The sequence below is a fragment of the Arthrobacter sp. Leaf337 genome, from assembly GCF_001423745.1.
GTDB lineage: Bacteria > Actinomycetota > Actinomycetes > Actinomycetales > Micrococcaceae > Arthrobacter.
In genome coordinates this window covers 358,392-372,219 of record NZ_LMPC01000012.1, presented here as the reverse complement: position 1 = coordinate 372,219, position 13,828 = coordinate 358,392, and the positions used below count along the sequence as shown (strand labels likewise).

The window sequence follows — 13,828 nt, the reverse complement described above, 5'->3', positions numbered from 1 at the left end:
GGTTCTGCCGAAGCCCGGAGGGACAGCCTTTTTTAAGCCGCCCTGCAGGGGGCCCGAGCCCTGGTGGAGGGCCGATTGTCTAGCGCTTGACCGCGTCCAGCTTCAGCATCTTGGCGATGACGCCGTCCAGCTCGGAGTCGTCGAAGATTTTCTTCCAGTCGTCCTTGATGATGGTGTCCTTGCCGTACTGGATGGCGATTTCGCAGGCCTCGGAGAACGGGTTGGAACCACGGAGAGCGTTGGTCAGGGCGATCTGAACGTGGCCGAACAGCATTGCCTTGGCAGCCTCCTCCGGGACGCCGGCGGTGTGCACGGTCTCGTGCAGTGCCTCGTTGAGCAGGGTGCCGATCATGCAGGCCACGGTCTCCACCAGGGTGGGTTCCAGGATGGCGAGCTGCTTCACGGTGACCCAGTGCACGTCGATGACGGGGGCGTAGATGGTGCGGATGACGGCCTCGGCTGAATCGCGGGTCGCTGCCGGTGCGTTCTCGTCGATCGCGGCGACCACGTTCTGCGGGGCGCCCTCGCCGCCGAAGGTGTCGGCCCATTCTTCCTTGGTGGTGCGCTCCAGGAACACGGACGGGTGGCACGGGTGCGCAACGGACTGGACCACGTCGTCGCGCTTGGCCAGCAGCCCGGCGTAGGCGGCGGCGGGGTCCAGGGTGAGCAGGATCGCGCCGGCCTTCATCTGGGGGACGACGCCTTCGGACACGATGCCCAGGACGGTGTCCGGGACGGCGAGGATTACCACGTCGGCGCCCTTGACGGCGTCGTCGGTGGAGGTGATTTCACGGCCTTCGGCGCGGACGCGGTCCTGGCCTGCGGGGGAGTTCTCGCTGTAGAAGACGGTGTGGGCGCTCTTCTGGAGGTTCCGGGAAACGCGCATTCCCATTTTGCCACCGGCTCCGATGACGGCGACGGTCAATTGTTCTGCTGACATTTCACTTGCTCCTTAGGAAATCGATGCTTTGCTGGGTCCACTGGTTTTCGAGGCGGATGGTTTCCGCCTCGGAGTCCTGCCACGGCAGCCAGTGTTCGACGATCTGGTTGATGCTTCTTTCTTTGGGCTGAAGCTTCCCGGCCATGTAGTCGTAGTCGAGAAGGCCTTCGCCGAGGGGAGCGCCGGAGTACGTAAACCCGACCCACCCCTCCTTGCGGCTGAACGCAAAGTCTTTGATGTGCATGTTGAGGACGTAGGGCGCGACGGCGTCAATCACCTCGCGCGGCATCTCCAGCGCCGCGACCGTGTTGGCCGGGTCGCTGCAGATGCCCAGGTACGGGCTGTCCACTCTGCGGATGACCTCCAGGATGCGGGAGGTGGGGACCTGTTCGTAGGTTTCCACCGCGATCTTCACCCCGGCGGCCTCGAACTCCGGCAGCACTTCCTTGAAGATCGCCACCGCTTCCTCCGCCGTCGGGGTGTGGCCCGGGGCGTTGAACATGGTGCGCAGCAGGGGCGAGCCCAGGATGCCGGCGATGTGCAGGAATTTCCGCAGGTGCTCGGGCCGGATGCCTTTGGTGCCGAGCTCCAGCGCTACGCCCAGCGAGTCCGCGGTGGCGCGGACGGCTTCCAGTTCGGCGTCGGTCATGGCTTCCAGCGGGGCGTAGTCGCAGATCTGGAAGAGATCCACACCCAGGGCAGCTGTCCGTTCCAGCGCCTGGTGGATGCTGAGCGGTTCGGACACCTGGTCCGAGAGCTGCCAGAAGTACGCGTAGCTGCTCAGTCCAATCCGTGAAACCTTGCCAATTCTTGAGCCCGGGCCGCTGATGGCGTTGGCGGGCGCGCTCATGCGGCCACCTTCTTCGCGGCAAGCCGTGCGGCGGTCTCGTCCAGGATGGTCTTGAGCGCCTTGGGATCGTGGGCGAACCGGCCCAGGAACAGGCCGGCGACGGCGGTGTCCAGTTCCGTGATCAGGCCGGGGCCTGCACTGCCGCCGTAGATCACCCGGCTGTCCGACTGGCCGGGCAAAGTTCGCAGGTGCGCGTCCAGGCCGGTGATGACGGCGCTGATGTACTCCGGCGACGCCGGCTCGGGGGCGCCGATGGCCCACTGCGGCTCGTACGCCACGATGGTGCGTCCGGCCGGTCCCAGGGACTGCGCGCGGTTCAGGGCGGCGTCGAGCTCGGCGCTGCACCGGGCGATGGCCTCCTCCGGCGAACCGGCGTTGAGTTCGCCGACGCACAGGACCGGGGTCAGTCCGTTGCGGTAGGCGGCGGCAGTCTTGAGCCCGATGATCCTGTCGTCCTCGCCGAAGATCCGGCGGCGTTCGGCATGGCCAACTTCGGCGTAGCGGCCGCCGAGTTCGGCCACCGTCTTGCCGCCCACCTCGCCGGTGAACGCGCCTTCGTCTTCCCAGAAGATGTCCTGGGCTCCGGCGGCGGCACCGGCCGCGCCCAGGATGCGGGCCGCTTCGGGCAGCACCGGCAGGGTGGGCAGCACGAACAGTTCGATGTCGCCGCTCTGGACTGCCGGGTGGGCGAACGCGATGGTCGCCACGTCGCGGCAGTAGTCGAGCGAGCGCTGGTAGCCGAAGTACATCTTCAGGCTGACGCCGATGATGGCCGTCGCTTGTGGCGTTGTGTCTTCGGCGCTGGCCGAAGCACTCTTAGCAGGAAGTGACACCTTCATAGTCCTTAATCAGGGTGACTTTTTCGGCCGAGGCGGAGGTCTCGTCGAAGGTATAGGTGAGCCATTCGCGGGCGAGCCGGCGGGCGAGTTCCAGGCCGACGACGCGCTGGCCGAAGGTGAGGACCTGGGCGTTGTTGCTCAGGACCGAGCGTTCCACGGAGAAGCTGTCGTGCGCGGTGACGGCGCGGACGCCGGGGACCTTGTTCGCGGCGATGGCCACACCTAGGCCGGTGCCGCAGACCAGCAGGGCACGGTCGGCCTTGCTGGCTGCGATGAGTTCGGCGGCGGCGATGGCCACGGACGGGTAGGGGGTGTGGCTGGTGGCGTCCACCCCGACGTCGGTCACGGATTCGACCAGCTCGGAGGCCTCCAGGTCAGCCTTCAGGGCTTCCTTGTATTCGAATCCGGCGTCGTCGGCCCCGATGACCAGGCGCAGTTTGGCGCTCATGCGTTCTCCTTGACTGTGTTGTTGCTGAGGGTGTTCTTGGCGGAAGTGTTCTCGGTAAGCGTGTTGTGGATTGCCCGGACGATCAGTGCCATGGACACCGCTCCGGCGTCCGGGGTGCCCAGGCTCTTCTCGGCGTGCGGGCGGGCGCGGCCCATGAGGGGGAGCAACTGGGCGGTGTCTTCGGCGGCCTGCTGCGCAACGGTGGCAGCGGCGCCCCAGGCCTCGGTGAGGGACATGCCGGCGTTCACGCCCGCAGTGAGGGCGTCGCGGAACGGGACCAGGACGTCCACCAGGGTCTTATCCCCGGGCTTGGCCTTGCCGAAGTCCATGATCGCGAACGCGGCACCGGCTACTCCGGCAGCGACAGCACCGGCGTCGGGGGCTTTGGTGTCACCCACGGCGTCACCGACGGCCCGCAGGGCCATGCCCCAGAGGGCGCCGGACGTGCCGCCGGCCTTGTCGGCCCAGGCGTCTGCGGCGAAGTGCAGGGTGGTGGCGGCCCCGGCGCCGCGGGCGACGGCGTCACGTGCGGCGTCGACGGCGGCGCGGACGCCGCGTTCCATGCCGATGCCGTGGTCGCCGTCGCCGGCGATCGCGTCGATCCGGCCCAGTTCGTCGGCATTGGCGTCCACCACGTTCTTCGCGGCACCGAGCGCTGCGAGGACCCGGACGGCGCCGGCGCGGGACTCTGCCGTCGCTTCCGGGATGGAAAGCTCGACGTCGTGCAGTTCAGTTGCGTCCGACGTGTCCAAAGCGGCGGCCGTAACGGCGCCCCGGCGGAAGGCGGGAGCGTCGGCGGGGGCGTTCCAGAGGGTCTCGAGTTCGTCGTCGAGCCAGAAGAGGGTCAGGGAGGTGCCCGCCATGTCGAAGCTGGTCACGAGCTCGCCGACCTGCGGGTCCACGGCTTCCAGGCCGGCGTCGGCCAGCAGCTGGGCGACGCGGCGGTAGACCACGAACAGCTCTTCGTACTTGACGCTGCCCAGGCCGTTAAGGATCGGAACCACGCGGGCGCCGGTGGAAGTCCGGACACCTTCAGGGACTTCGGTGAGGAGCTTGGCGACCAGCAGTTCGGCGAGTTCATCCGCCGTCGGGATGTCCGTCTCACCGATGCCGGGCTCACCGTGGATGCCCATACCCACGGCCATCCGGCCCTCGGGGACGGAGAAGAGCGGGTGGTCGGCGCCCGGCAGGGTGCAGCCGGTGAAAGCGACGCCGAAGGAACGGGTGCGGTCGTTGGCGCGCTCGGCGATGGCCACGACGTCGTCCATCGAGTGGCCGGCCTCGGCGGCTGCGGCAGCCACCTTGAATACGGTCAGGTCCCCGGCGATGCCGCGGCGCTTGGTGCGTTCGGCAAGCGGGGCGGAGGAGACGTCGTCGGTGACGGCAATGCTGCGGCAGTCGATGCCATCCTTGCGGAGGCGGTCCTGAGCCTGGTTGAAGTGCAGGACGTCCCCGGCGTAGTTGCCGTAGCCCAGCAGGACGCCGGCGCCGTTGTTGGAGGCTTTCGCCACGTTGTAGACCTGCTGCGCGGAGGGGGAGGCGAAGAGGTTGCCCATGGCGGCGCCGTGCGCCAGGCCCTGCCCCACCAGGCCGGCGAAGGCCGGGTAGTGGCCGGAGCCGCCGCCGATCACCAGCGCCACCGTGTCCGGGGTGCTCTTGGTGTTGCGGACGACGCCGCCGGAGACACGCTTCACCCAGCGGCCGTGGGAGGCTACGAAGCCTTCGATCATCTCGTCAGCGAAAGCTGCTGGTTCATTGAACAGGCGGGTCATGGGAAGCTCCTGGGCCTAACTAAGGAAGTCGTTCGGGGTGGGGCGGATGGGCGGGTTGGAGCGGGGGCGTCCCCGGGCAAGGGGGACGCCCCCGGGCTTGTTACGGCTCGGGCTGTTACGGCTCGGGCTGTTATGGCTCGGAGTGGTGTCCGGCTCCTGCCGGGTCCAGTGCCTCGGCCGGGACGCCTTCGCTGACCTTGCCGGAGCGGCTCAGCACCACCATGAGGATGGAGGACAGGAGCATGAAGCCGCCGACGACGAACATCGGCACCGTGTACCCTCCGGTGAGGTCCTTGAGCCAGCCGGTGACGTACCCGGCGCTGAAGCCGGCCAGGTTGCCCACGGTGTTGATCAGGGCGATGCCTGCAGCTGCTGCTGCGCCGGTGAGGAACTGGGTGGGTACCGTCCAGAAGTTGGGCAGGGCGGCGAAGATGGACATGGCCGTGATGGTGATGACGGCGATAGTGGCCGCCGGCGAGCCGGCGAACAGTGCCAGCGGGATGCTCAGGCCGCCGATGAGGGCGGGGAGTGCGATGTGCCAGGTCTTGACGCCGCGCCTGCTGGCGTCCTTGGACCAGAAGTACAGTGCGAACGCCGCGGGCAGGTACGGGATTGCGGTGATCAGGCCCTTCTGGAAGACGTCGAACTTGGTGCCGTAGATGCCTTCGAAGCCCGCGATGATGGTGGGCAGGAAGAAGCCGAGGGCATACAGGCCGTAGATGAAGCCGAAGTAGATCGCGGAGAGCATCCAGACCCGGCCGTTGCCGAAGACAGTGCGGACGCTTACGTGCTTGTTGCTGGCAGCGGTTTCGTTCTTTTCCTTCTCCAGCGCGCCGGTCAGCCAGGTCTTTTCCTCCTGGGTCAGCCACTTGGCCTTGGCGGGGGAATCGGCCAGGTAGAACCACGCGATGACGCCGACGATGATGGCGGGGATGGCCACGCCGAAGAACATGACGCGCCAGCCGGCGAGTCCGAAGAGCCCGTGCTGCTGGATGAGGAGGCCGGCCAGCGGGGCACCGATCACGGTGGTGAGCGGCTGGGCCAAGTAGAACAGTGCCAGGATCTTGCTGCGGTGCCGGGAAGGAACCCACAGGCTCAGGAACAGGATGGCGCCGGGGAAGAAGCCAGCCTCGGCCACGCCCAGGATGAACCGGAGGACGTAGAGCTGTTCCACGTTGCCCACCCAGGTGAACAGCAGGGAGACGATGCCCCAGCTGACCATGATGCGGGCAAGCCAGCGGCGGGCGCCGAACTTGTGCAGTGCCAGGTTGCTGGGAACTTCCAGCAGGATGTAGCCGATGAAGAAGACGCCGGAGGCGAAACCGAACTGTGCCGCCGAGAGGGCCAGGTCGTTGTTCATGCCGTTGGGGCCGGCGAAGGAGATGGCCGTCCGGTCAAGGTAGTTGATGAAGAACATCAGGGCGACGAACGGCACCAGCCGGATCGCCACTTTCCTGATTGCAGATTTTTCGACCACCGATTGTGTGGTGTCCACGTTGACTCCTAGAGGTTGATGTCCCGGCCGCATCCTGCGCTGGAGGCGTGGGGCTGGTTTCGAGGCTTAGCGGCGGGGGCGTATCAAGTGGGGCTAGGCCTGTGACTTCCACCATAAGGCCGGAAAGCTGAATTGGTCAACCGGTTGACTGATTGGCTTTTTTCGTGACGTGCCGGACCATGCCTGCCCGCGTGTGGTTGCTACGCTGGGAGTGTGTCCGTAAACTCCGCCGCCTCGTCGGCCAAAATCAGTGCCGCGCTTGGTTCCATGGGGCAGGGTTCTGTCGTCTCCGAGGTCGCCGAGAGGCTGATGGCCTACTTCACCAGCGGCGACATCGCCGCCGGAACCCGCCTCCCCGCCGAGCGCCAGCTGGCCGCCTCGCTCGGAGTGGGGCGCTCGGCCGTGCGTGAAGCCCTGGCCGCACTGGAAATTTTGGGCATCGTCATTGTCCGTCCGGGCTCGGGAACGTACCTGCGCGACGGCGTTTCGGAGCTCCTGCCCCGGACCCTCAGCTGGGGGCTCATGCTGGGCGAGCCCAGGACCCGTGAGCTCATCGAACTACGCAGCGGCCTTGAGGTGCAGGCCGGCCAGCTCGCCGCGGCCAGGATTACCGACGAGTCCCTGGCGCGAATGCGAGCCAACCTCGACTCCATGGAGAAGAACCTGGGCAACCTGGCGGCATTCGTCGAAGCCGATGCCGCCTTCCATAAGGAAATTGCCACCAGCTCCGGAAACCAGGTGCTGCAGGAACTCCTCCAGAGCATCCGCTCGCTGCTGCGGATCTGGGTTGATCGCGCCCTCACGGACGAAGGGCATGCCGCCGCAGCGCTTGCGGAGCACCGTGCCATCTTTACGGCCCTCGAAAAGCGCGACGCCGCCGCGGTGACCGATGCCATGGCTTCCCACATGGGCACCGCGTCCCGCCGCCTGCTGGCAGGATATGACGCCGCGCAGTAGGCGCACACTAGCCGCACAGCAGGCGTTGACGGACGGCCATTGAGCCTCCGGGCCTCTTCCGATATGGTCAAATCCACAGGACCGGCCCGGGGTCAGCTGGGCGCAGTCACCAGCCACCAGAGAGCAGCTTCCCGTGTCTACCGAGCCCTCCGCAACCCTGCACCCCGCAACACTGTCCGCCGCAGTACCGTCCGCCGCAGCGGATTCCGATCCCCGCCCCGCACTCGAGCGTCGCCTCGATCCGCAGATCCGGAAGCTCGCTGTGGGCGTCTGGACGGCGGAGCTGGTCGGGGACGAACTGGCGAACATCAGCTACGGCGGCCGGCCGGTTCTCCGTGCCATCAAGGCGGTGGTGCGGGACCACGAGTGGCGCACCTTGGCGCCGTCGGTGCGGGACATTGAGGAACTGAAGGACGACGACGGCGTCAGCCTCCGCATCCACGTTGACTACGCGGCACCCGGCACTGGCACCCTGGCCTACGAGGGCATGCTGATGCTGCGGGTCACCCCGGCCATCGTTGAGGTGTCGTTCTCCGGCCGGGCGAAGGCGGCGTTCCGCCGCAACCGGATCGGTCTGGTGGTGCTCCATCCCACCAGCGAAGCCGGGCGGGACGTCAGCGTGGTGTCGCCGGACGGCAATGTCGCCAGCGGGGCCTTTCCCACCGACATCAGGCCCGACCTGGTGTTCACGGACATCTCCTCGCTCGAATGGGCCGACGCCGGAACCGCCTTCGACCTTGGCTTCTCCGGAGACATCTTCGAAACCGAGGACCAGCGGAACTGGAGCGACGGTTCCTTCAAGACCTACAGCACCCCCTCGGCGCTGCCCACTCCCGTGGACGTTGCCGTGGGGGACACCGTGAACCAGTCGGTCAGCATCGAAGCCCTGAGCATCGAGACGCCGGACAACCCCGTCCGCGAGAGCCACGAGCAGGCGGCTTTTGCGGTGGGCGGGCCGGTGGGAACGGTTCCGGCGCTGGCATTGTCCGTGGACTCAGCCGACACCGGGAACACCGGGGACGCCCACAACGGCCCGCAGCTGCCGGGCCTCGACGCCATCCTGGTGGAACTGTACGAACCCCAGGAAGCATGGCCTGCCAAGCTTGCCGCCGCAGCCCGGGAGGCGGACCGCCACGGAGCCGCCTTGGACGTGCGGGTGGTGTCGGACTCGGCCGACGGTGTGGCGGAAGCGCTCAGCAGCGCCTTGGGCGGATCGCTGTCCCGAATCGTCCGGCTGGGACTGTTCCGCCCCGCGACGCAGTGCACCGATCCGGCAGCGTTTGACGCACTGAAGGCTTCGCTCAACGAGACTGGTTTCAGCGGCCAGTTGCTGGCAGGCACCCGCTCGCATTTCACTGAACTCAACCGGTGGATTGCCGGCAGCGGCGGCGGCAGCGGTGCCGGCAGCCCCGTTCCAAAAGACGCCGATGCCCTGACCTTCAGCCTCGCGCCGCAGGTGCACAGCACGGAAATTCCCCACATCGTGGAGACCGTCCCGGTCCAGCGTCTTGCCGCCGCAAACGCCCTGAAGCTTGGGGAAGGGCGTCCTGTCCACGTCGGACCCATCACGCTCAAGCCCCGACTTCACGGCCCGGACCAGCATGCGGAGGGCGACGAGCTCCAGGACCACAGCTTCACCGCTGCCTGGACCTTGGCCAGCCTCCACGCCCTGACAGTGGAAGGCGTGGCTTCCGTGACGTACTTCGAAGCAGGACCGCCCCGGGGCATCACGGCCGCGGGCGGGACCCTTAACCCCGCAGGGGAGCTGCTGCAGAAGCTCGCGGCGTGCAAGGGCGATCCGGTGCTGGCCGCTACACCCGTGCAGTCGCAACGGGCGGCAGGTAAGAGCCCCGTGACGGTCTACCCGGTCCAGTCGGACGCCGGCCTGCAGCTGTTCCTGGGCAACCTCAGTCCCCGCGAGTCCACGGCCCGGCTCACGCTTCCGCAGGGGGCAGCTGCCAGTGCCGCTCCGGGGGAGGCGGACGTGACGGTCATCGGTGCCGCTGCAGGCGCCCGGGCTGACGCCGCTCAAGCGGACGCATCATCAGCGGACGACGGCGCCCTGACGGTAACGCTGGGACCGTGGTCCGCCGCCGTCGTCACCTTCAGTGCCTGACGACAGGCGAGGGGCCTAGCCCAGCAGGGTGTTGACCAGCCGCGCGGCCACCTTGGCCGTGCGCTGGTCGATGTCGAACTTCGGGTTCAGCTCGGCCACGTCCAGGTGGAGCAGTTTCCCGCTGGCAGCCACCTGGCGGCACACTGCGCTGATCACCGGCAGCGGGACCCCGAAGGCGGCCGGCGCGCTGACCCCCGGCGCCACGGCGGCAGGCAGTACATCCAGGTCGATGGTCAGGTAGAGCACGTCCACGGTGTCCAGGAAGTCGGCGACGAACTGCCGGGTTGCTTCGGCCGAGCAGTCCTCGTCGAGAAGATACTTCACGCCCAGCCGTTCGGCGGTTTTGAAGAGCACCCGGGTGTTGTTGGGCTCTGAGATTCCGACGACGGCGTAGTTCAGTTTTCGTTCGGCGGCTTCCTCCGCCCTGGCCATCTGGAGGAAGGGTGTGCCGGAGGATGGCTCAGGGGCGTCGCGGAGGTCGAAGTGGGCGTCCAGGTTCAGCACGCCCAGGCGCCGCCCGCTGCGGACGGCGTCGGAACCGGCCACGCCAAGATAGCTGGCGAACGCGGTCTCGTGGCCGCCGCCGAGCAGCACGGTGAGGTTGCCGGCGTCGAGCATTTCCGTAACGGCCAGCCCGGCGCGGGCCTGCCCGGCCTCCAGCGCGCCGTCCCTGACGGTCACATCACCGGCGTCGAACACCTCGCGGGGGAGGTGGAACGCGAGCGGCCCCAGGGCGGCCCGGATGGCGGCGGGGGCCGCGGCTGCGCCCACCCTGCCCTTGTTGCGCACCACTCCCGCGTCGCTGCTGAATCCTAGAATGACGGAAGGACGGTGGCCTGGCTCCGGCGTGCCGGTCGGCAGGTGCTCCGGCAGCGGAGCAACAGGACCGTGGCGGTACGGCTGGACGGCCTGCCACCAGCGGCGGTGCTCGGCGCCGTCGCCATCGAACCGGCCCCGCCAGGTGAGCGGCGGACTATCGACTGTGAGGGCTGTATGCGGCATACATCAAGCTCACCGCAGCGGAGCCCCGAAAACCAGCCCCGCCGCCGTCGGACTGTCCCAAATCCCGGACACCGCGCTTAAATGCCCCCTCGGCGGGAGAAAACCGGACTACAGGACGCCCAGCGCCTGCTCGATGGGGCCGATGCCGAAGAACAGCAGGAACGCGGCGGCCACGGCCCACATCAGCGGGTGGACGTCGCGGGCGCGGCCCTGGAACGTGCGGATCAGTACGTAGGCGATGAAGCCGGCGCCCAGGCCATTCGCGATCGAGTAGGTGAACGGCATCAGCGTGAACGTGAGGAACGCGGGAATGGCGATGCCCCAGTCCTGCCAGTCGATCTTGCCCACCTGGGCCACCATCATGAAGCCCACCACCACGAGGGCGGGCGCCACGGCCTCGAACGGGACCAGGTTGATGAGCGGCGTGAAGAACATGGCCACCAGGAAGAGCAGGCCCGTAACGATCGAGGCCAGGCCGGTGCGTGCGCCCTCACCGATGCCGGCGCCGGATTCGACGTAGATCTGGTTGGAGGAGACGGACGCGCCGCCGCCAACGATCGCGCCGAGCGCGTCGACCTGCAGGACGCGGTCCACGTTGGGGATGTTGCCGTCCTTGTCCACGGTGCCGGCCTCGTTGGCCAGGCCCACCATGGTGCCCATGGCGTCGAAGAAGATGCTGAGCAGGATCACGAAGGCCAGCAGGGTTGCGGCCACGAAGCCGAGGTGTTCGAACGCGCCGATGGGGTTGGCCTTGCCGATCAGCGACAGGTCCGGTGCTGCCCACTCGGTGAACTTCGGTGCCACCAGGGACCAGCCCTGCGGGTTGACGTTCTTGCCGTCGAAGCTCGGGCCGATGTGCAGGGTGAATTCCAGGATGACGGCCAGGATGGTGGAGGCGATGATGCCGATAAGGATGGCGCCCTTGACCTTGCGGACCAGCAGGCCGATGGTCAGGATGAGCCCGAAGACGAACACCACGGTGGGCCAGCCCAGGAGCTTGCCGTCGAAGCCCAGCCCCACCGGGACGGTGGTGCCGGCTGCGTCCGGGATGCGGCGCACGAACCCGGCGTTGACCAGGCCGATCAGGGCAATGAACAGGCCGATGCCCACCACGATGGCCGTCTTGAGGCCGTCCGGGACGGCCTTGAACACCGCGGTCCGGAAGCCGGTGAGGACCAGGATCAGCATCGTGACGCCGGAGAGGACCACCAGGCCCATCATGTCCGGCCAGGTCAGGCCCGGATTCGTGGCGACTGTGACCGCCACGAAGGCGTTGACGCCCAGTCCGGTGGCCATGGCGAACGGGTGCTTGGCCCAGGCGCCCATGAGGATGGTGAGGATGCCCGCGGCAAAGGCGGTGACCGCCGCGACGGCCGGGAAGCCCAGGACTGCGCCGCTGGAGTCCGGTCCGGAGAGGATCAGGGGGTTCAGCACCACGATGTAGCTCATGGCGAAGAAGGTGGCAAAGCCTCCGCGGATCTCGCGGGAGTAGTTTGACCCCCGCTCGGATATCTTGAAGTACCGGTCCAGTGCAGAGCCCTGCTTAAGCATTAGTCCTCCGGGGAGAGTATTGGGGATTACTTGAATCCTAGTAGGTTGGCGGGTTGCGACCCCGCGATTTCGCCTAGTCTGTAAGGAAGCCAACACACAGGAGTAGCCCCGCATGCGTTCCATCCGCCACCTGCTGAGCGCCCTTATCGGGGCACTGATTTTCGCGGCCGCAGTGCTGTCCGCAGCGGCCCCCGCCTCTGCCCACGATGCCGCGGAGTCCAGCAGCCCGGCCCAGGGGTCCACGGTTGCCACTCCGCCGGAGAAGGTTTCGGTGACCTTCAACAAGGACCCGCTGGCCCTCGGCTCGCAGATCCAGGTGAAGGATGCGGCAGGCGCGAACTGGGCGGATGGCCCGGTGGAGATCGTGGACAACGTGGCGTCGCAGAAGCTCCGCGCGGGCGCCCCGGCCGGGAAGTTCACCGTGGTGTGGCGCGTGGTCAGTTCCGATTCGCACCCTATTGAGGGCACATTCAGTTTCACGGCCACCGCCGCAGCGGCGGGTTCCGGCTCTGCCAGTCCGGCGCCGGGCAGCTCGACGCCGGCGGGCCAGACAGCGGGTCAGGTCCCGTCGGCAGGCACCGCACAGCCCGGCACCACCCCCACGGTCCCTGAGCCCGCGCCGGACGCGTCGGAGCCGTTCCCCTGGAGCCTGGTGCTGTTCGCCGGAACCGCCCTGGGCATCCTTGTGGCGCTCGGCGTGCTGGCGAAGCGGAACCTCAAGAACAACGACAGCGACACCTCCGCGGACAGCGACCTCAGCTAAGCCGGAGGCGGCAGCGCGGCGAAGCTTCCCGTGAGCACTGAAGGGACACTGTCCGGGTAGACCTTCGCGGAAATCGCCTGCCCCACAACTTTGGCCTGGCGGAGTACTTCCTTGGGCGTGGGCGTGATGAGTTCCCCGACGCCGACGAGGTAGATTCCGATGGCCCGCATGGCGGCGCCCAGGCTCTGCCCCAGGGCCAGCCCAAAGTCGGCGAGCATGCGGCGCAGCTGGCTGTGCGCACCGCGGGTCAGGACAATGTGGTGGGCCAGCAGGATGCCGTCGGGCGTGTGGACTGCCCACTGGTGCACGGGCGGCTGGGAGAGCCCGGTGCCCAGCAGGTTCAACTGGACGGCACGGGTGTTGTTGCGGATGTCCAGGTTGTGGCTGCTGGCGTAGTTCCTCAGGTGCCGGAGGATTTCGTTCCGTTCCTGCATGGTGGCTGAATTCGGCGCGTCACAGCGGGGCAGTGACACGGTATTGGCGGACTGGATTCCGCCCAGGGTTTCGAGCGCATCCACGGTGATAGAGTCCACGCCGCGCCGCCGGAGCTCGCTGGCAATTGCCAGGCCCGGAAGCCCTGAGCCGATGATCACCGTGGTGGTCTGCTCGGTTCCACCATAAATTGGCATGCTCGACACTGCTCGTTCCTCCTCGAATGGTTCGCTGTGCAGGTCTGGTTCCCCTGTACTTTCCGTAACCCCCAAAGTCCGGCCGCCGCGCCTGAAGCTGGAAATGTGTTCTGAAACACGTATCTCAGATTCGCAACGCCTCGACATTACAGAACTTTTGGAGCTCTGGATAGCCCTTGCCGGACATTGGCTATCCCAACAATCTCACACTTGTAATTTCCCTCATGGGAGGTGGGATCTTTATGTTTCAGCGCTGTAAAAAGTGGTAGCTGGCTTGGGTGTCCACAGCCTCTCCGAAAGCCTTTGGCGGCCGGACTGAGGGCCGCTTGCTTAGCGTTCGCCAACCGAGAATAGTGGTCTAAAGGAGCGATTATTCGGCCAGAATCAGCCCCTGACGCCCGGTTCGCCCGGCGGGCGGCCACTTCTGGCAGAATAGCGGCAACATCAGGCAGTATCGCGAGGAGGC

At 67.2% G+C, this 13,828-nt stretch carries 12 protein-coding genes; 3 read left to right on the top strand and 9 right to left on the bottom strand.

Annotated features, from left to right (window positions below; translation table 11 throughout):
- Positions 1-79: 79 nt before the first annotated feature.
- The 6 genes from ASF98_RS10885 to ASF98_RS10860 form a co-directional block, all read right to left on the bottom strand.
- Complete coding sequence (locus tag ASF98_RS10885) at positions 80-940, bottom strand: phosphogluconate dehydrogenase C-terminal domain-containing protein (protein ID WP_055801390.1); 861 nt, start codon at positions 938-940, stop codon at positions 80-82.
- A 1-nt stretch (position 941) separates the two neighbouring features.
- A complete protein-coding gene (locus tag ASF98_RS10880; protein WP_082506795.1) occupies positions 942-1,790 on the bottom strand; it encodes a sugar phosphate isomerase/epimerase family protein in 849 nt (282 codons plus the stop codon).
- Positions 1,787-2,623, bottom strand: coding sequence for a triose-phosphate isomerase family protein (locus tag ASF98_RS10875; RefSeq protein ID WP_235505815.1), 837 nt, complete (start codon positions 2,621-2,623; stop codon positions 1,787-1,789). Before ASF98_RS10875 ends, ASF98_RS10880 begins: the two co-directional genes overlap by 4 nt.
- A complete protein-coding gene (locus ASF98_RS10870) occupies positions 2,607-3,077 on the bottom strand; it encodes a ribose-5-phosphate isomerase (protein ID WP_055801384.1) in 471 nt (156 codons plus the stop codon). Before ASF98_RS10870 ends, ASF98_RS10875 begins: the two co-directional genes overlap by 17 nt.
- A complete protein-coding gene (locus ASF98_RS10865) occupies positions 3,074-4,849 on the bottom strand; it encodes a dihydroxyacetone kinase family protein (protein WP_055801381.1) in 1,776 nt (591 codons plus the stop codon). The genes ASF98_RS10870 and ASF98_RS10865 overlap by 4 nt, the downstream gene beginning before the upstream one ends.
- Positions 4,850-4,979: 130 nt before the next feature.
- Entirely contained in the window at positions 4,980-6,344 is a 1,365-nt protein-coding gene (locus tag ASF98_RS10860) for an MFS transporter (protein ID WP_055801379.1), read from the bottom strand.
- 213 nt (positions 6,345-6,557) lie between these two features.
- Here ASF98_RS10860 and ASF98_RS10855 point away from each other — a divergent pair, with 213 nt between their 5' ends.
- Positions 6,558-7,301, top strand: coding sequence for a FadR/GntR family transcriptional regulator (locus ASF98_RS10855; protein ID WP_055801376.1), 744 nt, complete (start codon positions 6,558-6,560; stop codon positions 7,299-7,301).
- A gap of 133 nt (positions 7,302-7,434) precedes the next feature.
- Positions 7,435-9,417, top strand: coding sequence for a hypothetical protein (locus tag ASF98_RS10850; RefSeq protein WP_055801373.1), 1,983 nt, complete (start codon positions 7,435-7,437; stop codon positions 9,415-9,417).
- A 15-nt stretch (positions 9,418-9,432) separates the two neighbouring features.
- Here the strand turns inward: ASF98_RS10850 and hutG are convergent, their stop codons facing one another.
- Positions 9,433-10,419, bottom strand: a complete 987-nt coding sequence (hutG, locus tag ASF98_RS10845) for a formimidoylglutamase (protein ID WP_055801370.1) — start codon at positions 10,417-10,419, stop codon at positions 9,433-9,435.
- Between the two features lie 108 nt (positions 10,420-10,527).
- Complete coding sequence (locus ASF98_RS10840) at positions 10,528-11,970, bottom strand: NCS2 family permease (protein ID WP_055801367.1); 1,443 nt, start codon at positions 11,968-11,970, stop codon at positions 10,528-10,530.
- Positions 11,971-12,082: 112 nt separating this feature from the next.
- Between ASF98_RS10840 and ASF98_RS10835 the strand changes: the two genes are divergently transcribed.
- Positions 12,083-12,733 (top strand): copper resistance CopC family protein, encoded by a 651-nt coding sequence (locus ASF98_RS10835; RefSeq protein ID WP_055801363.1) that lies wholly within the window; start codon positions 12,083-12,085, stop codon positions 12,731-12,733.
- Here the strand turns inward: ASF98_RS10835 and ASF98_RS10830 are convergent.
- Positions 12,730-13,362 carry an FAD-dependent monooxygenase gene (locus ASF98_RS10830; RefSeq protein WP_055801361.1) on the bottom strand — a complete coding sequence of 211 codons (633 nt, stop codon included), beginning with the start codon at positions 13,360-13,362 and terminating at the stop codon, positions 12,730-12,732. The two genes, ASF98_RS10835 and ASF98_RS10830, sit on opposite strands and share 4 nt — an antisense overlap.
- Between the last annotated feature and the right edge of the window lie 466 nt (positions 13,363-13,828).

What these genes read in the sequence shown, in the direction of transcription:
- ASF98_RS10835 (WP_055801363.1), top strand. Translation starts at nt 12,083, where the DNA reads ATGCGTTCCATCCGCCACCTGCTGAGCGCCCTTATCGGGGCACTGATT.
- ASF98_RS10880 (WP_082506795.1), bottom strand. Translation starts at nt 1,790, where the DNA reads ATGAGCGCGCCCGCCAACGCCATCAGCGGCCCGGGCTCAAGAATTGGC.
- ASF98_RS10865 (WP_055801381.1), bottom strand. Translation starts at nt 4,849, where the DNA reads ATGACCCGCCTGTTCAATGAACCAGCAGCTTTCGCTGACGAGATGATC.
- hutG (WP_055801370.1), bottom strand. Translation starts at nt 10,419, where the DNA reads ATGCCGCATACAGCCCTCACAGTCGATAGTCCGCCGCTCACCTGGCGG.
- ASF98_RS10830 (WP_055801361.1), bottom strand. Translation starts at nt 13,362, where the DNA reads ATGCCAATTTATGGTGGAACCGAGCAGACCACCACGGTGATCATCGGC.
- ASF98_RS10885 (WP_055801390.1), bottom strand. Translation starts at nt 940, where the DNA reads ATGTCAGCAGAACAATTGACCGTCGCCGTCATCGGAGCCGGTGGCAAA.
- ASF98_RS10840 (WP_055801367.1), bottom strand. Translation starts at nt 11,970, where the DNA reads ATGCTTAAGCAGGGCTCTGCACTGGACCGGTACTTCAAGATATCCGAG.
- ASF98_RS10870 (WP_055801384.1), bottom strand. Translation starts at nt 3,077, where the DNA reads ATGAGCGCCAAACTGCGCCTGGTCATCGGGGCCGACGACGCCGGATTC.